Raw genomic sequence first — 19,889 nt, forward strand, 5'->3', positions numbered from 1 at the left:
CAAGGAAGAGTGGATGCTTCTTTGTCTATTTTTTGTTTTACATATGAATTGCATAAAAAGAGGGAACGTGAAACAATTAAGATAGCTGAGTTTGTACATATTAAATATAATTTTTAGATGATTAAGGAGGCTTTTTTATGTTATACGGAAAAGAAAATCGAGAAGAAGCAGATTATTTAGAGCCTATTTTTGGTTCAAAAGATGAAAAGATGGATTTGCCTAAATATAAATTAAATAAAGAGTCGATTGAGCCGCGGATAGCCTATCAATTGGTTAAAGATGAAATGCTGGATGAGGGAAACGCTCGTTTAAATCTTGCGACTTTTTGCCAAACCTATATGGAACCAGAAGCTGTGGAGCTAATGAGTCAAACATTGGAAAAAAATGTCATCGATAAATCAGAATATCCTCGAACGGCGGAAATAGAAAATCGATGTGTCAACATGATTGCAGATTTGTGGCATGCAGGCAATGATGAGAAATTTATGGGTACATCTACGATTGGTTCTTCGGAAGCAAGCATGCTTGGCGGCATGGCGATGAAATTTTCTTGGCGTAAACGGGCTGAAAAATTAGGCTTAGATATGCATGCGCAGAAACCTAATTTGGTGATTTCATCAGGTTATCAAGTTTGCTGGGAAAAATTCTGTGTCTATTGGGATATTGAAATGCGAGAAGTGCCGATGGATCAAGACCATATGTCGATTAATCTAGACAAGGTCATGGATTATGTGGATGAGTATACGATTGGAATTGTGGGCATTTTGGGGATTACTTATACTGGGCGATATGATGATATTCAAGCCTTGAATGATTTAGTCGAACAATACAATCAAACAACTGACTACAAAGTATTCATTCATGTGGACGCAGCTTCTGGCGGTTTTTACGCACCTTTTGTTGAACCAAATTTAATTTGGGATTTTCAATTAAACAATGTCATTTCTATCAATGCTTCAGGTCATAAATATGGGTTGGTGTATCCTGGGGTTGGTTGGGTCATTTGGCGGGATCAACAGTATTTGCCAGAAGAATTGATCTTTAAAGTTAGCTATTTGGGAGGCGAAATGCCGACGATGGCGATTAATTTTTCCCACAGTGCCGCGCAATTAATCGGTCAATATTATAATTTTATTCGTTACGGTTTTGAAGGATATCAAGCAATCCATCAAAGAACCCATGACATAGCCGTTTATTTAGCCAAAGCAATTGAAGAAACAGGTTTATTTGAAATTATTAATGACGGTTCACAACTGCCATTGGTTTGTTACAAGTTAAAAGCTGATTTTGATAAAGAGTGGACCCTTTATGATTTATCGGATCGCTTATTGATGAAGGGCTGGCAAGTTCCTGCCTATCCGTTGCCAAAAAATCTAGATCAAACAGTGATTCAACGGATTGTGGTGCGGGGAGATTTCGGGATGAATATGGCAGCTGATTATATTCAAGATATGCAACAAGCTATCGCTGACTTGAATCAAGCCCATTTGGTATATCATGAAAAAACCGAAGTAAAAAAATATGGCTTCACCCATTAAAAATTCAATAATCATAAAAAACTTTGATCAACAGACTCATTGGACTGTGGATCAAAGTTTTTTTATGCTGATTCATTTATTAACGCGATGAAGTCTGCACCATATTTATCTAATTTATTTTGCCCCACACCATTGATTGCTAGGAACTCTAATGAATTTTGGGGTTGTTTTTCAGCCATTTCCTGTAATGTTTTATCGGAAAAAATCATATATGGCGGTAATTTTTGCTGCTGCGCCAAATCAGAGCGCAAGCCACGGAGTGCTTCAAACAAGGCATCATCTGCTACTAACTGTTTAACTTGGGCTTGGCGCCGATAGACTTTTTGCTGACCTTTTAAGACACTTACGCCGCTTTCTGATAATTTCAAAACGGGAAATTGTCCGTCTGAGGCCACTAAGTAACCTTCAGCTGATAAATAATCTATTAATTGAGTTAGATCTTTTTGCGACCAATCCTTCATCAAACCATAAGTCGATAACTCTTCAAAATGCCATTGCAAAACTTTTTGATTTTTTGAGCCGTTTAAGACTTGTGCGACGAGAGCTTTACCAAATCGTTCTCCCATTCGTTTGATGCAAGAGAGGATTTTTTGTGCTTCTAAAGTGACGTCGACTTTCTCCCGTTGATCTAGACAATTACTACAACGACCACAATCGCCACTTTCTTCTCCAAAATAATGGAGGATGTATTTTTGCAAGCAATTTTGAGTATGACCATATTGTTCCATTTCGCGGAGCTTTAAATATTCTTGCTGCTGATATTCAGTTGTGCCTTGGGACTGATCAATAAAGAATTTTTGCACTTGTAAATCTTGGGGAGCAAATAATAAAATTGCTTCACTGGGTAAGCCATCTCGTCCAGCCCGTCCGGCTTCTTGATAATAAGATTCTAAATTACCTGGAATCTGATCATGAATCACAAAGCGAACATTACTTTTGTTAATCCCCATCCCAAAAGCATTAGTAGCAATCATTACTTGAATGTCATCAAATAAGAAAGCCTCTTGATTGGCTGTCCGCTCTTTTTCTGACAGGCCACCATGATAACGTCCCACCGAAAATTTGGCGTCTTTTAAAATATAATATAAGCGGTCAACTTCTTTGCGGGTGGCGGCGTAAATGATACCTGATTGTCCACTATTTAATTTTAAGTATTCCCGTAAATAAATATCCTTTGGTTCTTTGACTACTTGAAAAGCCAAATTTTCGCGGGCAAAACCGGTTTGAACACGATTATTTGGTGAGATAGCTAATAACTGACAGATATCTTCAGCAACTTTTGGCGTAGCAGTAGCTGTTAAAGCAACAACTGTAGCAGTTTTCGGTAATCCTTGTAATAATTCAGGGATGCGTAAATAGCTGGGACGAAAATCATGTCCCCATTGTGAAATACAGTGAGCCTCGTCAATCGCTACTAAATCAATCGGCAAACTTTCTAGCAGTAGCTGGAAAGATTCTGATTCTAGTCGTTCAGGTGCCACGTAAAGTAATTTTAATTCGCCATTGCGGGCTTGACGCATCCGATTTTGGACTTCTTGATAATTTAAACTACTATTAATAAAAGCTGCTGGAACGCCCATTTCTTGTAAACTATCAACTTGATCCTTCATTAAAGCAATCAAAGGGGAAACGACCAAAGTCACACCCGGCAAGGCCAAAGCAGGAAGCTGGTAACAAATCGATTTGCCACCACCAGTCGGCATAATTCCCAAAACAGGCTCTTTAGCTAGAATTTTTTCAATAATATTTAATTGCCCAGGTCTAAAGCTGGTGTAACCAAAAGTTTTTTCAAGTAATGTTAGTAAATTTTCCATAATAGCCTCATTTCCTATCATTAATATTATACGCAAAAAGCTGTGAAGAAAAAGGTCTTCCTTGAATGTTTTTTTAAGGAATCAAAATCGCCTTTACATTTATTCTGAATCTCGCTACACTATTTTTTATAGGTGGGAATAGAATGAACTTTTTAAAAAATAAAAAAATGATTTCGTTAAGAAATTTCGTTATCAAATGGTGGCAAAAAAAGCCACTAAAAATTGCAGTTATCGTGTTAAGTATCTTTTTATTAATAGTCGGCTCCAATTTATTTTTACAATTGGCACAGAATTCTTGGTCATTAAGTTTGGCGTTTAATTTTGCTTTTTCATGGCATACAGAAAAATTCTTTTTAGCCTGCTTAGTGTTATTCTTTTTATGGGGTTTCATTAGCAGTGTATTAGGTTCATTAGTTTATGGTGGTTTATTTTACAGTCTCTTGATTTTTGGGATTGGGATTGTGGATGCCTTAAAGATGCAATATCGGCAAGAACCGTTATATCCCGATGATTTAAAGATGATTGTTGAATTCGCTACTTTAAAAGATATTGCAGGTTGGCCTTTATTCTTAGGATTTGTCCTGTTGCTAATAGCTGGTGCTGGCTTAATAATTTACAGTATTTACCGTAGCTTTAAGAAAAAAAGAAGTTTCCAAATTTTTCGTGGGCTATTATTTGTAATTAGTTTTGCTGGTTTAATTTATGCCAGCAATTTTAATCAACCAAGTAATTTGTTGCGGCAAGCTTATAATAAAACGGCTTTGTGGATTCCGTACAGTCAAAAGATGAATTATTATAATACGGGTTTTATTGGTGGTTTTTTATATAATCTAGAGATTATTCCAATGGATCAACCAGATAATTATTCTGAAGCTACCATCAAAGAGATTGTTGAAAAATATACAACCGAACAAACCAAAAGTGAAAATCAGGAAGATAGCCCGAACATTATTTATGTTATGAGTGAGAGCTTTTCTGACACGAGTCGCTTGAAGGGTATCACAATTGAAGGCGGAGATCCACTAGCTGATTATCGTAGTGTGGCTAACAAGACTTATAGTGGTCAAATGTTATCGCAAAACTATGGCGGCGGTACTGCAAATATTGAATTTGAAGCTTTGACGGGTTTTTCAATGGAAATGTTTAATGCTCAAATGACGACGCCTTATACAATGTTGGTTCCAAATTTTACGGAGTTTCCATCAATCGTAAATACATTATCAGAAGAAGGTTATGACACTACTGCGATTCATCCTTATAATACATCCATGTATAAACGTAAAAGTGTTTATCAATCGTTTGGGTTTGATCAATTTTTAGATGAAAATACGATGGATTTCACTGATACAATCGAAGATAATCCCTATATTTCTGATGAAGCGGCTTATCAGCAAATTATGGAAATTCTAAATCAAACTGATGATCCACAATTTGTCCATCTAGTGACGATGCAGACGCACATGCCTTACAGTAACAAATATGCGAATAGTCCTTATACCGCAATCGGTGAAGATACTGACGCTGTAAATAATTATTTGCAAGATATTGCTTACAGTAGCGAAGCTTTAAATGAATTTTTAAACAAAGTCGATCAGCTTGATCGGCGAACATTGGTGGTTTTCTGGGGAGATCATTTACCAGGGATTTATTCAGAGGAGTTGCAAGCGGAAAATGAAGGAACAACCCTTCATGAGACTGAATTTTTGATGTATGATAACCGCCATCAATTAGAAAATCAACAAGATGTCGTTACTAGCCCATTTTATTTTGCGGCTGATTTATTTCAGCAAGCACAATTACCAACCAGCGGCTTTCAACAATTACTGTTACAGATGCAAGAAATTATGCCAGCCTTTGAAAAACAAATGTATTATCGTAATGGGAGTTTCCGCACAGAAAAAAGTTTGAATCAAAGCCAAGAAGAAATTTATCAAGCGTATCAATTGATTCAATACGACATCGTTGCTGGCAAACAATATAGTTTAGCAGAAAACTTTTTTAGGACCAATAATTAATAGAAGGAGAAAACCTATGTCATTTAGCAAAAAAGACAATCAAATATTTTTTAATCCGATTCGCCGTGGTATTTTAAATCACGAAATGATCGCAGCTGGTGATAAAGTGGCAGTAGGCTTAAGCGGAGGAAAAGATAGTACCAGTTTGTTTTATTTTTTGGATCAGATTGCCAAACAAAATAGGCTAGGTTTCTCTTTTGAGTTGGTGCCAATTAGTATGGATTTAGGCTTTGAAGACTTTGATATTTCTCCTCTTAGAGAATTTGTCGCTGATTTAGGCTATGAATTAGAAGTAATCCCGACGGATATTGCAAAGATTGTTTTTGATATTCGGGCTGAAAAATCTCCTTGTTCACTGTGTGCAAAATTGCGGCGCGGTATTTTATATCGACGAGCTGCAGAGTTAGGCTGTAAAAAAGTGGCTTTAGGTCATCATTTAGATGATGCGCTTGAAACTTATTTGATGAACTTTTTATTCCACGGCAAAATGAATAGCTTTGAACCAAAAAGTTATTTGTCAAAAACGGGGGTCACTTTGATCCGACCAATGATTTATGTGGAAGAAAAATCAATTATTCGCTACGTTGAAAGAGAGGACTTACCGGTTATTTTCAACCCTTGTCCGGTAGATAAACAAACCAAACGAGAAGAAATCAAAGAACTGGTAACAAATCTGTCAAAAACTTATCCCGATATTCGGCAAAAATTTATCATGGGGATAGAGCAAGGAACAGCTGCAGATTTTTGGACAAAGAGTCATATTTAAATCAAAGTAATCATAAATTCCTTTGAGAGATGATTGAATAAAAGCTGTTTCTTATGATATACTAACAAAGATTATTCATGAGGGAGTAACTGGCAGATGTATATCTGTGGCAATGCCACCAACAAGAAACGAAATTTCTGGTGTTGTCTTAAATAGTGAGACTTGTGTATGTGCCCGTATGCATACAGGAGTCTTTTTTTGTTACACCAAATGAATCAATACACAATAACAGGGGGAAAAACATTGTCAGAAGAAAGAAAGCAACAATTAATCAAAGCTTTCCATGCTGAAGCCGAAGAACAAGTGTTAGCTGAGGTGCAGACGACAGACGAAGGATTATCTTCAGCTGAAGCTCAAAAAAGATTAGCTGAGTATGGTTCAAACGAATTGGATGAAGGTGAAAAGAAAAGTCTATTCGCTCGATTCTTTGAGCAATTTAAAGATTTGATGATTGTAGTATTGATCGTTGCAGCCATTATTTCAGCCGTTGTTTCGCATGAAGTAGTCGATTCAATTATTATTTTAGCAGTAGTTATCATTAATGCGGTGATGGGTGTGGTGCAAGAATCAAAAGCCGAACAAGCCATCGAAGCGTTGCGAGAAATGTCGACGCCAAATGCCAATGTTTTACGAGACGATCATATCGCTTCGATTAAATCAACTGACTTAGTACCAGGTGATATCGTGATGCTAGAAGCTGGTGATGTGGTGCCAGCTGATTTACGTTTACTAGAAGTCGCTTCATTAAAAATTGAAGAAGCAGCTTTAACAGGAGAATCTGTACCAGTTGAAAAAGAATTAGGCATAATTGATGATACTGAAATCGGAATTGGTGATCGGGTCAACATGGCTTATTCAAATTCAAATGTAACTTATGGTCGTGGTAAAGGTGTGGTTGTTAATACTGGAATGAACACCGAAGTCGGAAAAATTGCCGGTATGTTAGCACAAGCTGATGAAACAGAAACACCATTAAAAACTAACTTGAATCAACTAGGGAAGTTTTTAACGCTTGCAATTATTATTATTGCGGTGATTATGTTTTTCGTTGGGATAGTCTTCAACAATACTTCTTGGGTGGATATGTTGTTAACCTCTATTTCACTAGCAGTTGCGGCAATTCCAGAAGGTTTACCAGCGATTGTAACGATTATTTTAGCTTTAGGAACACAAGTAATGGCCAAACGGAATTCAGTCATTCGTAAATTGCCAGCGGTTGAAACATTGGGTTCAACTGACATTATTGCTTCTGATAAAACAGGTACTTTAACTTTAAATCAAATGACAGTTGAAAAATTGTATGTTGATAATCATCAGTATGATGCTGATGGCGAATTACCAGTTGATAGCATGGGTATGAAAATCATGAACTACGCCAACGATTCTAAATTTACCCAAGAGGGCACATTGATCGGTGACCCAACCGAAACAGCGTTGGTCCAATTTGGTTTAAACAATCAATTTGATGTTCGTGAAAAAGTAAAAGCTGAACCTCGTTTGGCAGAAATTCCTTTCGATTCAGATCGTAAACTCATGAGCACTTTGCATCAACAAGCTGACGGTAAGATTTTAGTCGCAGTTAAAGGGGCACCAGATGTCTTATTAACTCGCGCAGATCGCGTTTTATTAAATGGAGAAGTTCTTCCTCTAGGCGAAAAAGAAAAAAATGATATTTTAACAAACAACACGGATATGGCGAAACAAGCCTTACGTGTTCTAGGAATGGCTTATAAATATATTGACCAAGTTCCTGCTGAATTAGAATCAGAAATTATCGAAAATGATTTAATTTTTGCTGGTTTAGTCGGTATGATTGACCCAGAAAGAGCCGAAGCAGCTGAAGCTGTGCGTGTGGCTAAAGATGCGGGTGTTCGTCCAATTATGATTACCGGAGACCACCGAGATACGGCTGAAGCGATTGCGGTTCGTTTAGGTATTATCGCGGCTGGTGATGACGCTGCAGTATTAACTGGAGCTGAATTAAATGAAATGAGCGACAATGAATTTGCTGAGAAAGTTGGCAATTATTCAGTTTATGCACGGGTTTCTCCAGAACATAAAGTTCGTATCGTGAAAGCTTGGCAACATGAAGGCAAGGTTGTAGCGATGACCGGAGACGGCGTCAATGATGCACCTGCTCTAAAACAAGCTGATATTGGGATTGGTATGGGTATCACTGGGACAGAAGTTTCTAAAGGTGCTTCTGACATGGTCCTAGCTGATGATAACTTTGCGACAATTGTTGTTGCAGTTGAAGAAGGTCGGAAAGTCTTCTCAAACATCCAAAAATCAGTTCAATATCTATTAGCTGCCAATTTAGGTGAAGTTTTGACGTTGTTCTTAGCTACATTGTTTGGCTGGGACACTTTATTGCCGATTCACTTATTATGGATTAACTTAGTAACAGATACCTTCCCAGCGATTGCTTTGGGAATGGAGCCAGCTGAAAAAGACCTAATGTCCCACAAACCACGGGGACGGAACTCTAACTTGTTTTCCGGCGGAGTCTTTTCAAGTATTATCTACCAAGGGATTTTAGAAGGTGCTACAGTATTATTTGTTTATTGGTCAGCTATTCAATGGCCGGTCCATGCAACTTATGATGCCATTCATTCTGATGCCTTGACGATGGCTTTTGCAACTTTAGGGTTGATGCAGCTATTCCATGCTTTTAATGTGAAATCTGTGCATCAAAGTATCTTTAAAGTGGGGCCATTTAGAAACAAAGCCTTTAACTGGGCGATTTTACTTTCATTTGCTTTAATGATGGTTATTATCATCGTGCCAGGATTAAATGATATCTTCCGGGTAGCCCATCTTGACTTGTACCAATGGGGAATTGTGATTGGTGCATCCTTTGCAATTATCCCGATTGTGGAAATTGTTAAGGCGGTTCAAAGAGCTACTAATAAGGATGCTTAGTCAATGAAAATAAGGGAATTAGTTTTCCCTTATTTTTTTTTGCATTTGTTAATAAAAAAACGTAAAATAGATATAGTTTACAAGAAAGAGAGGAAGTCTTGATGCGTCCAAATAAAGGTTTTTATGCAAGAGAAATAAATCAGATTATTCAAAATACAGAAAAAATGGGAGAACAATTACACCCTAGCTATGAAGAAATCCGCTTAGCAATTGATGAGGATAAACTAGCTGACTTAGATCAAGCCCACATTAAAGAAATTCATGAACTTTTTGACGAAGGAACGCAATTTTATCGTTTAAATTTCGAAAAAATTAAGTTATTAAAGCCACCTGCAAAAGTCATGGGAAATCATAAAACATTCGAAAAAGCATATGAGAAATATGTTAACGGTTGCCAAGCGATGACTGACAGTTTAGCTGGAGAAGTGAACGTTGATGCCTTTAACGAAGCTGAAAAAGTGCAAGATTTAGCTACAGATACTTTATACAAAGTGATTCAAAAAATTACTAATTTGTTATTAAAATAAATTAAGTTATGACAACAAAGGTTTTTTAATTTGATTATAATGTTATTTTAAATACTGAAATTAGAATTGATGATATGATTCATTCATACCAATAACAACCCTTTTCTTTTTCATTACTATTAGGTAATCAACTCCTTTCCACCGACTAACCACCGGTGGTCTTTTTTTTTACAAAAAAATCTTGGATCAACGACCCAAGATTTCAAAATAATTTAATTTTCTACATTTCTAACATAGTTATCGAAATAATCAGTTAAATCTTTTTTGATCTTCTGATATTCTTCTTCACTGTAATTTTTTTCTTCGATTTTTCCGTTGAATAATGGGATTTCTAATTCTTCTGTTAAACGCTCTATGACTTCTTCGCGGTTCATTTTTTTCCTCCTAATCGAAATAAACACAAACAACTTCTGGTGCGTAAACGTCTTTTTCTAATAAGCTCAGTAAACCAGTGTTTTTATCACGAGAAAATAAGGTTAAATTATCGCTGTTTTGATGCCCACAAACCAAAAATTCATCTGTTGAATCTAAGTTGAAATCTCTCGGGATAGCTCCTTCGCTGGAAATGATTTGAATAGTAGCCAAATTTTTTCCATTAGGATCAATCGTCATTACAGCAATTGAGTCATGTCCGCGATTTGAAGTGTATAAGAAATGACCGTCTTGTGAGACACGAATCGCTGCCCCACTACTATCGCCAGTAAAATCAGCTGGTAAAGTAGAAAGACTTTCTATTTCAGTAAAAACACCATTCTCATAAGTTAAAACTCGGACAGTATTATTTAATTCACCAAATAAATAAGCAATCGATAAAGTTGGATGGAAAACTAAATGACGAGGTCCAGTACCTGGTTCAGCTTTGAAAAGGGAAACTAATGAGAATTTGCCATCATCAGTAACATCATAGGTGTAGACACCGTCAGTTCCCAAGTCACAGACAACTAGTCGACCATCTGGCGCTAAGTCACTGAAATGCACATGGGCATGGTCTTGGTTTTGATGGGGACCAACAGCTTCTTGATGGAAGACATGATCAGCTGCTGTAAGACTGCCATCTTTCTCAATTTTGTAAGAATTTAATTCACCTTTGTGATAATTAGAGCCGTAAAGAAGTTGTCTTTTTTCATCAACGGCCACGTAGCACAAGGGAGCACCATCTTCAGTAACAGCATTGATGAAATTATTTTGTGGATCATAAGCTGAAGCACCACCTTTTTCTTGGACGGTAGTGACAGAATAAAGGTTATTTGCCAGACTCTTTGTTAAATAGGTTGGACTATTTTCGGCTGCGACCAATTTTAAATTAGTCAGTGTTTTTTTATCAGTGTCTAGGTCTATTTCATAAATGCCTTTACTATCTTTACGGGTATAAGTGCCTAACAATACTTTTTGTATCATAAAATGCCTCCTCTAATTTGCTCTTTTTATTGTACCAGATATCTCAGTATTTCAAATAGTTTATGCTATAATTAATGGCAAGAGATTGATTAATAAAACAAAATTTATTCGTGAAAATTACGCAAATTCAATAAAGTTTTAAAGAGTTTGATACAGGAGTGGTGAGATTGGACAAGAAAAAATTAAGTCAACGAACATCGTGGTTTTGGAAATGGTTTTTAAATAATCAAGTAGTGATCGCTTTAATTATCGTATTACTTTTACTAACTATTATTTTTGTATTTACTAAAGTTTCCTATTTGTTTGAACCAGTGGGGCAATTCTTTGCGATAGTCGGTTTGCCGGTAGTAATCGCGGGGATCTTATTTTATTTAATGAATCCAATAGTTAATTTATTAGAGAAAAAGGGACTTAAGCGAACCTACAGCATTATATTACTTTTTATTTTAGTAGTTGGTTTGATTATTTGGGGGATTGTGGTCATTATTCCCGAGATTCAACAGCAAGTCCGTTTGTTTATTCAAAGCTTACCAGGGTACATTGATACTTTAACAGCTAAAGCCGATCAGATTTTTAAAGATCCAGCTTTTAAACCGATCCAAGAGCATCTAGAAAATAGCGCTCAAAAAATTCTTGAATCAGTGACGGACATCACTAAAAATATTTCTCAGGTTACGATCAAAGGCTTAGGCAGTGTTGTTTCGACAGTAGCAACCATTGTTATAGCGCTAATTACTGCGCCGATTATTTTATTCTTCTTATTAAAAGATGGCAAAGACCTAGCACCATATCTAATCTCATTTTTACCAACAAAGATGCGCAAACCAACAGGTAAAGTGTTAGTTGAAATGAATAGTCAACTTTCGTCTTATATTAGAGGACAGTTGACGGTGGCTTTTGCGGTGGCGGTTATGTTTGTGACAGGATTTTCAATTATTGGTTTAAACTATGCTATTACTTTAGGCGTTTTGGCAGGATTTTTAAACCTGATTCCTTATTTAGGATCATTCTTGGCGATGGTGCCGGTTGTCTTTCTGGCATTAGTAACCAGTCCGCTGATGTTAGTCAAAGTAATTGTGGTCTTTATTATTGAGCAGACGATTGAAGGACGAATTGTATCACCGTTAGTTTTAGGGACACAATTAAAGATTCATCCAGTCACGATTATGTTTGTTTTATTAACGGCTGGGAAAATATTTGGGATTGCCGGTGTGATTTTAGGTATTCCATTTTATGCAGTAATTAAAGTTATTGCGATCCATATTTTTGATTGGTATAAACGTATTTCTGGCTTATATACAGATGATGATTCACAAGCAGAACAAGAATAAGAAAAACGTCGTTAGCTTAGGCTAGCGACGTTTTTTTGTTGATTAAAATGAATCTGCTAATTGTTTTGCAGCATCTTTTGCTGCCGCCATGATAGCTTCACGGTCGTCTGGATTGTAATCCGCACCTTCGATGTAAATCGCTTCAAAATCAGTTACCCCGATGAAGGCTAGAATATGTTTAATATATGATGAAGAGAAATCTTCTCCGCCATACACGCCACCACTAGATTGAATGTGTAGGGCTTTTTTATTTTCAACTAAACCAACTGGTCCTTCAGCAGTATATTTGAAAGTTTTACCAGCTACATTGACCGTATCAAACCAAGCTTTTAAGCGGGTTGGGATGTTTAAGTTCCACATACCATTGGCAATCACGATTTTGTCAGCAGCTAAAAATTGTTCGGTAAAGCTGTTAAATGTCGCAATTTTTTCTTGTTGTGTAGCGGATAAACTAGTGAAATCAGCACCAGCTTGTAAAGCACGCCAGCCTAATAAAATATCCTTATCGATTTCTGGTAGGTTTGTATCATATAAATCGACTACCTCAATTACGTCAGATGGATTTTTTGCTTCATACTCCGTTAAAAATGTATCCAAAACAGCCACTGATTGTGACTCGTCTTTGGTTAATGGGTGAGCTTTAATTACTAATACGTTTGACATCTAATACACTCCTTTTTTTTCATTACTCGTAAATGATACATAAAAAAATGACAAAAAACAATTTATTTGTCTGATAAAAAGTAAGTAAATCAAAATATAAAAAAAGATCATGACAAATGCCTAGGCATTACGTCATAATCTGTAATTGTTTTAGACCAATACAGCTTGATGATAGGCATTGACGCCACCAATAACATTGACAACATCAAATCCTTTTTCACTTAAATATTGAGCGATCGGTTTAGTCCGTCCACCAAATTGGCTGATCAAATAGTAAGTTTTTTCTTTGTCTAATTCATTTATTCGACTTGGTAATTCGGTAAATGAAATTTGTAAACTATTGTTAAATTCATTTAATGCTTCTGGTTCCAATAAATCTGGATCACGTAGATCAATTACTGCCACGTTAGCAGTATCTACTAGAGTTTTAAATTCTTGAGTTGTAATTGTGTGCAACATAACGATAACCTCTTTTTTTTGATATGTTTGGATAATAATATGAATCAAGATTTATATCAAGCGATTAAAGTTGCTTTCAGAAAATTTTAGGAAAACGTTACTAAACTAACACAATTCAGTTTAAATCGTCATATTTGTAAAAAAAATGAGATATGCTATAATGACATGGTGTCACATGACAGAGTGTCATTAAAAAAGGAGTTTTTTCATGCCCAAAGATACTTTTTTTCGTTTAAATCAAGAAAAGCGCGACCGAATATTAGAGGCCGCAAAAATTGAATTTTCGAAGCACCCATTAAAAGATGCTTCGATAGCCGAAATTATTCGCTTGGCAGAGGTGCCACGAGGAAGTTTCTATCAATATTTTGAAGACAAAGAAGATTTATATTTTTATTATTTTGATCAATTAAGAAAAGACCGTAGCGAAGAACTAATTGCTGCAATTAAAGCTGCTGATGGTGATTTATTTACTGGTTATGATCATTATTTTTCGGCTTTTATTTCTGATTTATTCAATGGCAAGGATGCCGCTTTTTATCGCAATTTATTTTTACATATGGATTATCGTGCCAGCCGTAAAGTGACTGAGGGGCAATCACAGCGTACTCATCAACATAAAGTCATTCCTGAATTGCTCTTAATCATTAATAAAAAACCTTTAAAAGTTGAAAACGATGAACAGTTAGCGGTCTTGATCCGCTATCTAATGAATATGTTTTTTACCACAATTGGTCAAGGCTATCATGAACGTATGAAAAATCCAGATTATCCAATTGAACAAATTGTCACCAATCTCAAGCTAGGTTTGTCGTGGCTGCGAGATGGTGCCTATCGAAAGGACGGAGAGTAAATGCTGAAATTATTAAAACGTGTTTCTTATAGTGCGGCAATTCTAGCAATTTTATTTATGTTTTTCCAAGTAATTGCTGATTTGTATTTACCGACACTAACATCAAATATTATTGATAATGGTGTAGCTAAAGGAAACATTGATTATATCTGGCACACTGGTTTTGTGATGATCGGAATTTCTCTTTTAGGTATTTTAGCTGCAGTGGGGAATACTTATTTTGCTACGCGAGAATCACAAAAATTAGGGAGACAACTAAGAAGTGACGTTTACGCAAAAGTTGAAAGATTTTCTAATCGAGAATTTGATTCTTTCGGAACTGCTTCATTGATTACCAGAACGACCAATGATGTGACACAAGTACAGATGGTCACACAGATGTTTTTAAGAATTATGATTAATGCACCGATTATGTTAGTCGGTGCTAGCTTTTTAGCCTATCAAAAAGACGCACAACTAACAAAAATATTTTTCGTAGTTATTCCTATCATGTTAGTTGTTGTCGGCATTATTATGTTTTTGGCAGTTCCTTTATTTAAAAGTATGCAAAAGAAAACTGACCGTTTGAATTTGGTTTTTCGTGAAGGACTAACTGGTGTTCGAGTGATTCGGGCTTTTGATAAAACAAAATATGAAGAAAACCGTTTTAACAATGCCAACTTGGACTACACGAATACCGCCATTAAAGTAAATACCATTGTTGCTTTAATGATGCCGTTAATGACATTAATCATGAGTGGTACCAATATCGCCATTACTTGGTTCGGCGGACATTATATTGCTGAACAAACTTTAGAAGTTGGTAATTTAATTGCCTTTATGACTTATGCCATGCAAATTTTAATGAGCTTTATGATGCTATCTATGATTTTCATTATGGTGCCTAGAGCACAAGCTTCAGCTGATCGGATCAATGAAGTATTGGATGCAAAAGATAAGATTCTTGATCCAACAGTACCAAAAGTGATTGAAGCTGCTGGTGATCAAACGACATTAGTCTTTGATCATGTGAATTATCGCTATAACGGCGCTGAAAATTTGGCTTTGGAAGATGTTCATTTTAAAGCTAAAGCTGGCGAAACAGTGGCGATTATCGGGGGAACTGGTTCAGGGAAAACAACCTTGATTAATTTAATTCCCCGCTTATTAGATATTGAATCTGGTGAGATTCGTTTGAATGGCGTATCAATTAGTGAGATGAAACAACATGATCTACGAGAGCTGATTGGTTTTGTTCCACAAAAAGCGGTTCTATTTTCTGGAACCATCCGAGAAAATATGCAGTATGGTGTAGCAGATGCAAGTGATGAAACCATTTGGAAAGCACTAGAAATTGCTCAAGCCAAAGATTTTGTTAGTAAACTGCCTAAGCAATTAGATGCTCGAGTAGAACAGGGTGGCGGGAACTTTTCCGGCGGACAACGGCAACGTTTAGCCATCGCACGAGCTTTGGTTAAAATAGCGGATGTTTATGTTTTCGATGATTCATTTTCAGCTTTGGATTTTAAAACCGATGCCAATTTGCGAAAAGCATTAAACCAAGAAATCACCGACAGCATAGTTGTAATTGTAGCCCAAAGAGTTTCTACTGTTATGGATGCTGATACCATTTTAGTCTTAGAAGAAGGTAAAGTGGTTGGTCAAGGTAAGCATGCGGAGTTGATGGAAACTAATGAGACTTACCGTGAAATTGTTTCATCTCAATTGAGAGAGGAGGACTTATAGATGGCGCAACCAGGAAGAGGTCATGGACCAGCTGGAAATATCGGCAAACAAGGGCCACGAGCAAAAAACTTTTGGTCGACTGTAAAACGTTTGTTTTCATATATGTCTCATCGCATTGTAGCGATTGTTGCCGTTTTAGTTTTGGCAATTGCTGCTGTAGTCTTTCAAATTCAAACACCCAAGATTTTAGGACAAGCAACTACTGAAATTTTTAAAGGAGTAATGAAGGGCTATCAGCAAATGAAGATGGGGATTCCAGTTAAGAATTTCCCAATTGATTTTGATAAAATTGCACAGATCATCATGATGGTAATTGCCATGTATGTGATTTCTGCTATTTTCAATTTTATGCAACAATTTATTATGACTCGTGTATCTCAACGAACGGTTTACGAATTACGGCGGGATTTAGAAGAAAAAATGAATCTAGTGCCAATTTCTTATTTCGATACCCATTCAAATGGAGATATCATGTCTCGAGCAATCAATGATATGGATAATATTGCCAGCACTTTGCAACAAAATTTGACCCAAATGATTACAAGTGTCGTAACCTTCATCGGGGTTTTAGCGATGATGCTGTCTATTTCATGGCAATTAACTTTGGTAGCTTTGGCAACTGTTCCGTTAAGTTTAATCGTGGTAATGATTGTAGCACCTAAATCACAACGGTACTTTGCGAGTCAGCAAAAGAGTTTAGGACTGCTAAATAACCAAGTAGAAGAAACTTATGGTGGACACACAGTGGTTAAAACTTTTAATCATGAAGTGGCCGACCAAGCAAAATTTGAAGAAGAAAATGAAGTTCTATACAAATCTGGTTGGAAAGCACAATTTATTTCTGCAATTGTGATGCCGCTAATGAATTTTGTAAAAAATCTAGGCTATGTCTTTGTAGCTGTCCTAGGTGGGGTAAAGGTTGCAAACGGAAATATGACCTTAGGGGATGTGCAAGCATTCTTACAATATACCAATCAATTTTCACAACCGATCACTCAAATTGCTAACTTAATGAACACAATTCAATCGACGGTCGCTTCAGCAGAACGGGTTTTTGAAGTATTAGACGAAGCAGAAATGGAAAATAATCCATCAGGAATTCCTGTAGAAGAAAATTCTCCTTATAAAGTCCAATTTGAGCATGTACAGTTTGGTTATTCGGATGATGAATTATTGATGACCGACTTTAATTTAAATGTTCAGCCGGGAGAGATGGTGGCAATTGTTGGACCAACTGGAGCAGGAAAAACGACCTTAATTAATTTATTGGAACGTTTTTATGATGTGAAAGATGGATCAATTAAATATGATGGTGTCGATACCAGAGATATTTCTCGTGATGAATTACGTAGTCATTTCTCGATGGTTTTACAAGATACTTGGCTATTTACCGGTTCAATTTACGATAATATTCGCTATGGTAATGAGAATGCGACGGAAGAACAGATTATTCGATCAGCTAAAGCCGCTCACGTAGATGAATTTGTTCGTAAATTACCTGAAGGTTACCAGACTGTCTTAAATGAAGAAGCTAGCAACATTTCTCAAGGACAACGTCAATTGATTACGATTGCTCGCGCCTTCTTGGCAAATCCGGATGTTTTGATTTTAGATGAAGCTACTTCCAGTGTAGATACACGAACTGAAATTTTAATCCAAAAAGCTATGAGCCGTTTGTTAGAAAAACGAACAAGCTTTGTAGTCGCACATCGCCTTTCAACGATTCGGGATGCCGACAATATTATCGTTATGAACCATGGAGCGATTGTTGAAACTGGAAATCACGAAGAGTTAATGGAAAAGAAAGGTTTTTACGCAGATTTATATAATAGTCAGTTTTCAGAAGAAGTTGCATAGAAAAAGCCGGACAATCTAGCGATTGTTCGGTTTTTTCGACAAAATGCTTTAAAAAGCTCAAAAAGAAGAAAGATATTACTTGCGGTATTAGAAGCCTATCGGTAGAATTAAATCGAGATGAGGTGTATCCATTGGAAAATTTTGATTTAGGTGAAATGTCGTTGAAGACAATCGCCATTCGAGTAAAAAATCGTGACTTATTAATTCATTTTTATCGTGATATTATTGGCTTTCATTTGTTACGGGAAGAAAACGAATTAGCGATATTAGGTTATAAAGAACCTTACCGCGAAATCTTATGGCTTGAAGAAAGTCCCCGAGCGGAAGAACATTTTGGAGAAGTAAAAAGATTGGCTCGTATTTCATTAGTTGTACCAAATGAAGAAGAGCTAGCTAATGTCTACGCACGCATCAAAAAAAATGATTATGAAGTAAAAAGTGCTTTAGCCAGCGGTGAAGAAAAAGGCTTATTAGTAGAAGATCCTGAAGGTAATCAAGTAGAAATCTTTTACGCGCCTAGTAAAGAAAGATCGACTGCTGAAATTATTCAAGTGGACTTTGAAAAATTATTGAAAAAAGCGACCAACAAGGAAAAAATCCACGAAGCTTATTTTGATAAAGTCCACTTAAATGTTAACAACCTAACCCAACAAGAAAAATTTCTAGAAGAAGTATTGGGCTTAAAAACTCAGACAGAAACTGATAAAGTGGTGGCACTTAATCGTGGTGATTTTAACGTTGGACTATCCGAAGTTGATGGCGGTGTCATTGATTTACCGACTGATAAAGTGTTAGGTCTAGACTTTTTACAATTTAAGATCAGTCAAGAAAACCTAGTGGCGTTAATTGCAAACTTAGAAAAAGAAAAGCGCGAATTTTTTGCGGATAAAAAACAAACACTTGTTACGATTTATGATCCGATTGGGATTGAATGGTGGTTTGTAACCAGTTGGAAACTTTAAGAGTGGGAAACCACTCTTTTTTAAACGAAAAGGTGAAATTATGTATCCTGAGACACAAGAATTAATTAAGGATAAAATGTTAGCAGGAGTCTATCCTGGAGTAGTCTATCAGTTTATGGAAGATCAAGCGACCTTCCAACAAACATTGGGCTATGCGCAAATTGCACCAGTTTTACAGCCAATGACAGCAGATTTATTATTTGATGTAGCCTCTTTAACAAAAGTCGTTTGCACTCTAACGGTGATGCTGCAATTGCATGAAGCAAAGCAAATTGAATGGGATCAACCTTTAAAAAAATATTTGCCTAACTTCGAAAATCCTGAGATTACTTTGCGCCACTTGTTAACCCATACTTCAGATATTCAGACGTATATTCCTCAACGAGACCGCTTATCGGCCAAAGAATTACAAGCTGCTTATTTGAAACTTCAACCAGGGAAAGATTTAGGAAAAAAAGTGCAGTACACAGATGCTGGAACGATTTTATTGGGTTTTTTAATAGAAGAAATATTTCAAAAAGATGTGACTGAGGTTTTTCAATCAGAAGTCTTGCAACCTCTTGATATGTCAGAAAGCTGTTTTTTACCTAATAATATAGACAAACGTTTTGTACCAACTGAAAAATTAGTGACTGGGGAAATCTTAAAAGGCGTCACCCATGATCCTAAAGCGCGAACACTTAAAACGCATGCTGGAAATGCCGGTTTATTCAGCTCTTTAACGGATTTATCCAAATTTGTTGAAATGTATTTGGCATTTGGAAAAGATTATTTGAAGCGAGAAACGATTGAGGAACTCTATCAAGATCAAACACCAGATTTTTCGGGAAAGCGTTCACTTGGTTGGGATCTAAAGTTTAGTAATCAAAATCAAGCACCGTTATTATTTCACACAGGTTATACCGGTACGTTTATTTTGTTAGACAGTTACCATCAGTCAGGATTTATCTTTTTATCTAATCGTGTCCATCCAGTTGATGAACGAGAAAAGTATATTTTGGCGCGAGACGAAATTATTACTAGTTATTTATCAGAACGAAAAAAAATCTATCAAAAATAAGG

Annotated in this window: 16 protein-coding genes; 11 read left to right on the forward strand and 5 right to left on the reverse strand. The window is 36.3% G+C overall.

The features are described 5' to 3' along the window. Nucleotides 1–137 precede the first annotated feature (137 nt). The gene (gad, locus tag ACVWNY_RS03590; protein ID WP_218324470.1) at nucleotides 138–1,538 is read left to right on the forward strand and encodes a glutamate decarboxylase; all 1,401 of its coding nucleotides are present in this window, start codon (nucleotides 138–140) and stop codon (nucleotides 1,536–1,538) included. A gap of 62 nt (nucleotides 1,539–1,600) precedes the next feature. Here gad and recQ read toward each other — a convergent pair whose 3' ends face one another. Continuing rightward, nucleotides 1,601–3,352, reverse strand: coding sequence for a DNA helicase RecQ (gene recQ / locus ACVWNY_RS03595; RefSeq protein ID WP_218324471.1), 1,752 nt, complete (start codon nucleotides 3,350–3,352; stop codon nucleotides 1,601–1,603). Nucleotides 3,353–3,495: 143 nt separating this feature from the next. Between recQ and ACVWNY_RS03600 the strand changes: the two genes are divergently transcribed. From ACVWNY_RS03600 to ACVWNY_RS03615, 4 genes are all read left to right on the forward strand, one after another. Next, nucleotides 3,496–5,367, forward strand: a complete 1,872-nt coding sequence (locus ACVWNY_RS03600; protein ID WP_246601345.1) for an LTA synthase family protein — start codon at nucleotides 3,496–3,498, stop codon at nucleotides 5,365–5,367. Between the two features lie 16 nt (nucleotides 5,368–5,383). Then, complete coding sequence (locus ACVWNY_RS03605; RefSeq protein ID WP_218324472.1) at nucleotides 5,384–6,133, forward strand: tRNA 2-thiocytidine biosynthesis TtcA family protein; 750 nt, start codon at nucleotides 5,384–5,386, stop codon at nucleotides 6,131–6,133. Between the two features lie 243 nt (nucleotides 6,134–6,376). Further along, the gene (locus ACVWNY_RS03610; RefSeq protein ID WP_218324473.1) at nucleotides 6,377–9,055 is read left to right on the forward strand and encodes a cation-translocating P-type ATPase; all 2,679 of its coding nucleotides are present in this window, start codon (nucleotides 6,377–6,379) and stop codon (nucleotides 9,053–9,055) included. Nucleotides 9,056–9,156: 101 nt separating this feature from the next. Continuing rightward, entirely contained in the window at nucleotides 9,157–9,582 is a 426-nt protein-coding gene (locus ACVWNY_RS03615) for a hypothetical protein (RefSeq protein ID WP_218324474.1), read from the forward strand. Between the two features lie 212 nt (nucleotides 9,583–9,794). Here the strand turns inward: ACVWNY_RS03615 and ACVWNY_RS03620 are convergent, their stop codons facing one another. After that, nucleotides 9,795–9,956, reverse strand: coding sequence for a hypothetical protein (locus tag ACVWNY_RS03620; protein WP_454071673.1), 162 nt, complete (start codon nucleotides 9,954–9,956; stop codon nucleotides 9,795–9,797). 10 nt (nucleotides 9,957–9,966) lie between these two features. After that, nucleotides 9,967–10,980: a lactonase family protein gene (locus ACVWNY_RS03625; RefSeq protein WP_218324476.1), complete on the reverse strand. Its 1,014-nt coding sequence runs from the start codon at nucleotides 10,978–10,980 to the stop codon at nucleotides 9,967–9,969. Between the two features lie 167 nt (nucleotides 10,981–11,147). Here ACVWNY_RS03625 and ACVWNY_RS03630 point away from each other — a divergent pair, with 167 nt between their 5' ends. Continuing rightward, nucleotides 11,148–12,311, forward strand: coding sequence for an AI-2E family transporter (locus tag ACVWNY_RS03630; protein ID WP_218324477.1), 1,164 nt, complete (start codon nucleotides 11,148–11,150; stop codon nucleotides 12,309–12,311). Between the two features lie 42 nt (nucleotides 12,312–12,353). Here the strand turns inward: ACVWNY_RS03630 and ACVWNY_RS03635 are convergent, their stop codons facing one another. Together ACVWNY_RS03635 and ACVWNY_RS03640 are read right to left on the reverse strand one after the other, a co-directional pair. After that, nucleotides 12,354–12,974, reverse strand: coding sequence for an FMN-dependent NADH-azoreductase (locus ACVWNY_RS03635; protein ID WP_218324478.1), 621 nt, complete (start codon nucleotides 12,972–12,974; stop codon nucleotides 12,354–12,356). A 150-nt stretch (nucleotides 12,975–13,124) separates the two neighbouring features. Next, nucleotides 13,125–13,433 carry a rhodanese-like domain-containing protein gene (locus tag ACVWNY_RS03640; RefSeq protein WP_218324479.1) on the reverse strand — a complete coding sequence of 103 codons (309 nt, stop codon included), beginning with the start codon at nucleotides 13,431–13,433 and terminating at the stop codon, nucleotides 13,125–13,127. Between the two features lie 208 nt (nucleotides 13,434–13,641). On the opposite strand from ACVWNY_RS03640, the gene ACVWNY_RS03645 reads away from it, so the two are divergent. The 5 genes from ACVWNY_RS03645 (at nucleotide 13,642) to ACVWNY_RS03665 (ending at nucleotide 19,887) form a co-directional block, all read left to right on the forward strand. Further along, nucleotides 13,642–14,283, forward strand: a complete 642-nt coding sequence (locus ACVWNY_RS03645) for a TetR/AcrR family transcriptional regulator (RefSeq protein ID WP_218324480.1) — start codon at nucleotides 13,642–13,644, stop codon at nucleotides 14,281–14,283. Further along, nucleotides 14,284–16,008: an ABC transporter ATP-binding protein gene (locus ACVWNY_RS03650; RefSeq protein WP_218324481.1), complete on the forward strand. Its 1,725-nt coding sequence runs from the start codon at nucleotides 14,284–14,286 to the stop codon at nucleotides 16,006–16,008. Continuing rightward, entirely contained in the window at nucleotides 16,009–17,865 is a 1,857-nt protein-coding gene (locus tag ACVWNY_RS03655; protein ID WP_454071674.1) for an ABC transporter ATP-binding protein, read from the forward strand. It abuts the gene before it with no gap. Nucleotides 17,866–17,996: 131 nt separating this feature from the next. Continuing rightward, entirely contained in the window at nucleotides 17,997–18,827 is an 831-nt protein-coding gene (locus tag ACVWNY_RS03660; protein WP_454071675.1) for a VOC family protein, read from the forward strand. Between the two features lie 40 nt (nucleotides 18,828–18,867). After that, nucleotides 18,868–19,887, forward strand: coding sequence for a serine hydrolase domain-containing protein (locus ACVWNY_RS03665; RefSeq protein ID WP_454071676.1), 1,020 nt, complete (start codon nucleotides 18,868–18,870; stop codon nucleotides 19,885–19,887). Nucleotides 19,888–19,889 lie beyond the last annotated feature (2 nt).

It is taken from the genome of Enterococcus sp. JNUCC 77, assembly GCF_054819945.1.

Coding starts and splice junctions, on each gene's coding strand:
- ACVWNY_RS03640 (WP_218324479.1), bottom strand. CDS start 13,433: ATGTTGCACACAATTACAACTCAAGAATTTAAAACTCTAGTAGATACT.
- ACVWNY_RS03605 (WP_218324472.1), top strand. CDS start 5,384: ATGTCATTTAGCAAAAAAGACAATCAAATATTTTTTAATCCGATTCGC.
- ACVWNY_RS03645 (WP_218324480.1), top strand. CDS start 13,642: ATGCCCAAAGATACTTTTTTTCGTTTAAATCAAGAAAAGCGCGACCGA.
- ACVWNY_RS03655 (WP_454071674.1), top strand. CDS start 16,009: ATGGCGCAACCAGGAAGAGGTCATGGACCAGCTGGAAATATCGGCAAA.
- ACVWNY_RS03615 (WP_218324474.1), top strand. CDS start 9,157: ATGCGTCCAAATAAAGGTTTTTATGCAAGAGAAATAAATCAGATTATT.
- recQ (WP_218324471.1), bottom strand. CDS start 3,352: ATGGAAAATTTACTAACATTACTTGAAAAAACTTTTGGTTACACCAGC.
- ACVWNY_RS03625 (WP_218324476.1), bottom strand. CDS start 10,980: ATGATACAAAAAGTATTGTTAGGCACTTATACCCGTAAAGATAGTAAA.
- ACVWNY_RS03620 (WP_454071673.1), bottom strand. CDS start 9,956: ATGAACCGCGAAGAAGTCATAGAGCGTTTAACAGAAGAATTAGAAATC.
- ACVWNY_RS03650 (WP_218324481.1), top strand. CDS start 14,284: ATGCTGAAATTATTAAAACGTGTTTCTTATAGTGCGGCAATTCTAGCA.
- ACVWNY_RS03665 (WP_454071676.1), top strand. CDS start 18,868: ATGTATCCTGAGACACAAGAATTAATTAAGGATAAAATGTTAGCAGGA.
- ACVWNY_RS03635 (WP_218324478.1), bottom strand. CDS start 12,974: ATGTCAAACGTATTAGTAATTAAAGCTCACCCATTAACCAAAGACGAG.
- gad (WP_218324470.1), top strand. CDS start 138: ATGTTATACGGAAAAGAAAATCGAGAAGAAGCAGATTATTTAGAGCCT.
- ACVWNY_RS03600 (WP_246601345.1), top strand. CDS start 3,496: ATGAACTTTTTAAAAAATAAAAAAATGATTTCGTTAAGAAATTTCGTT.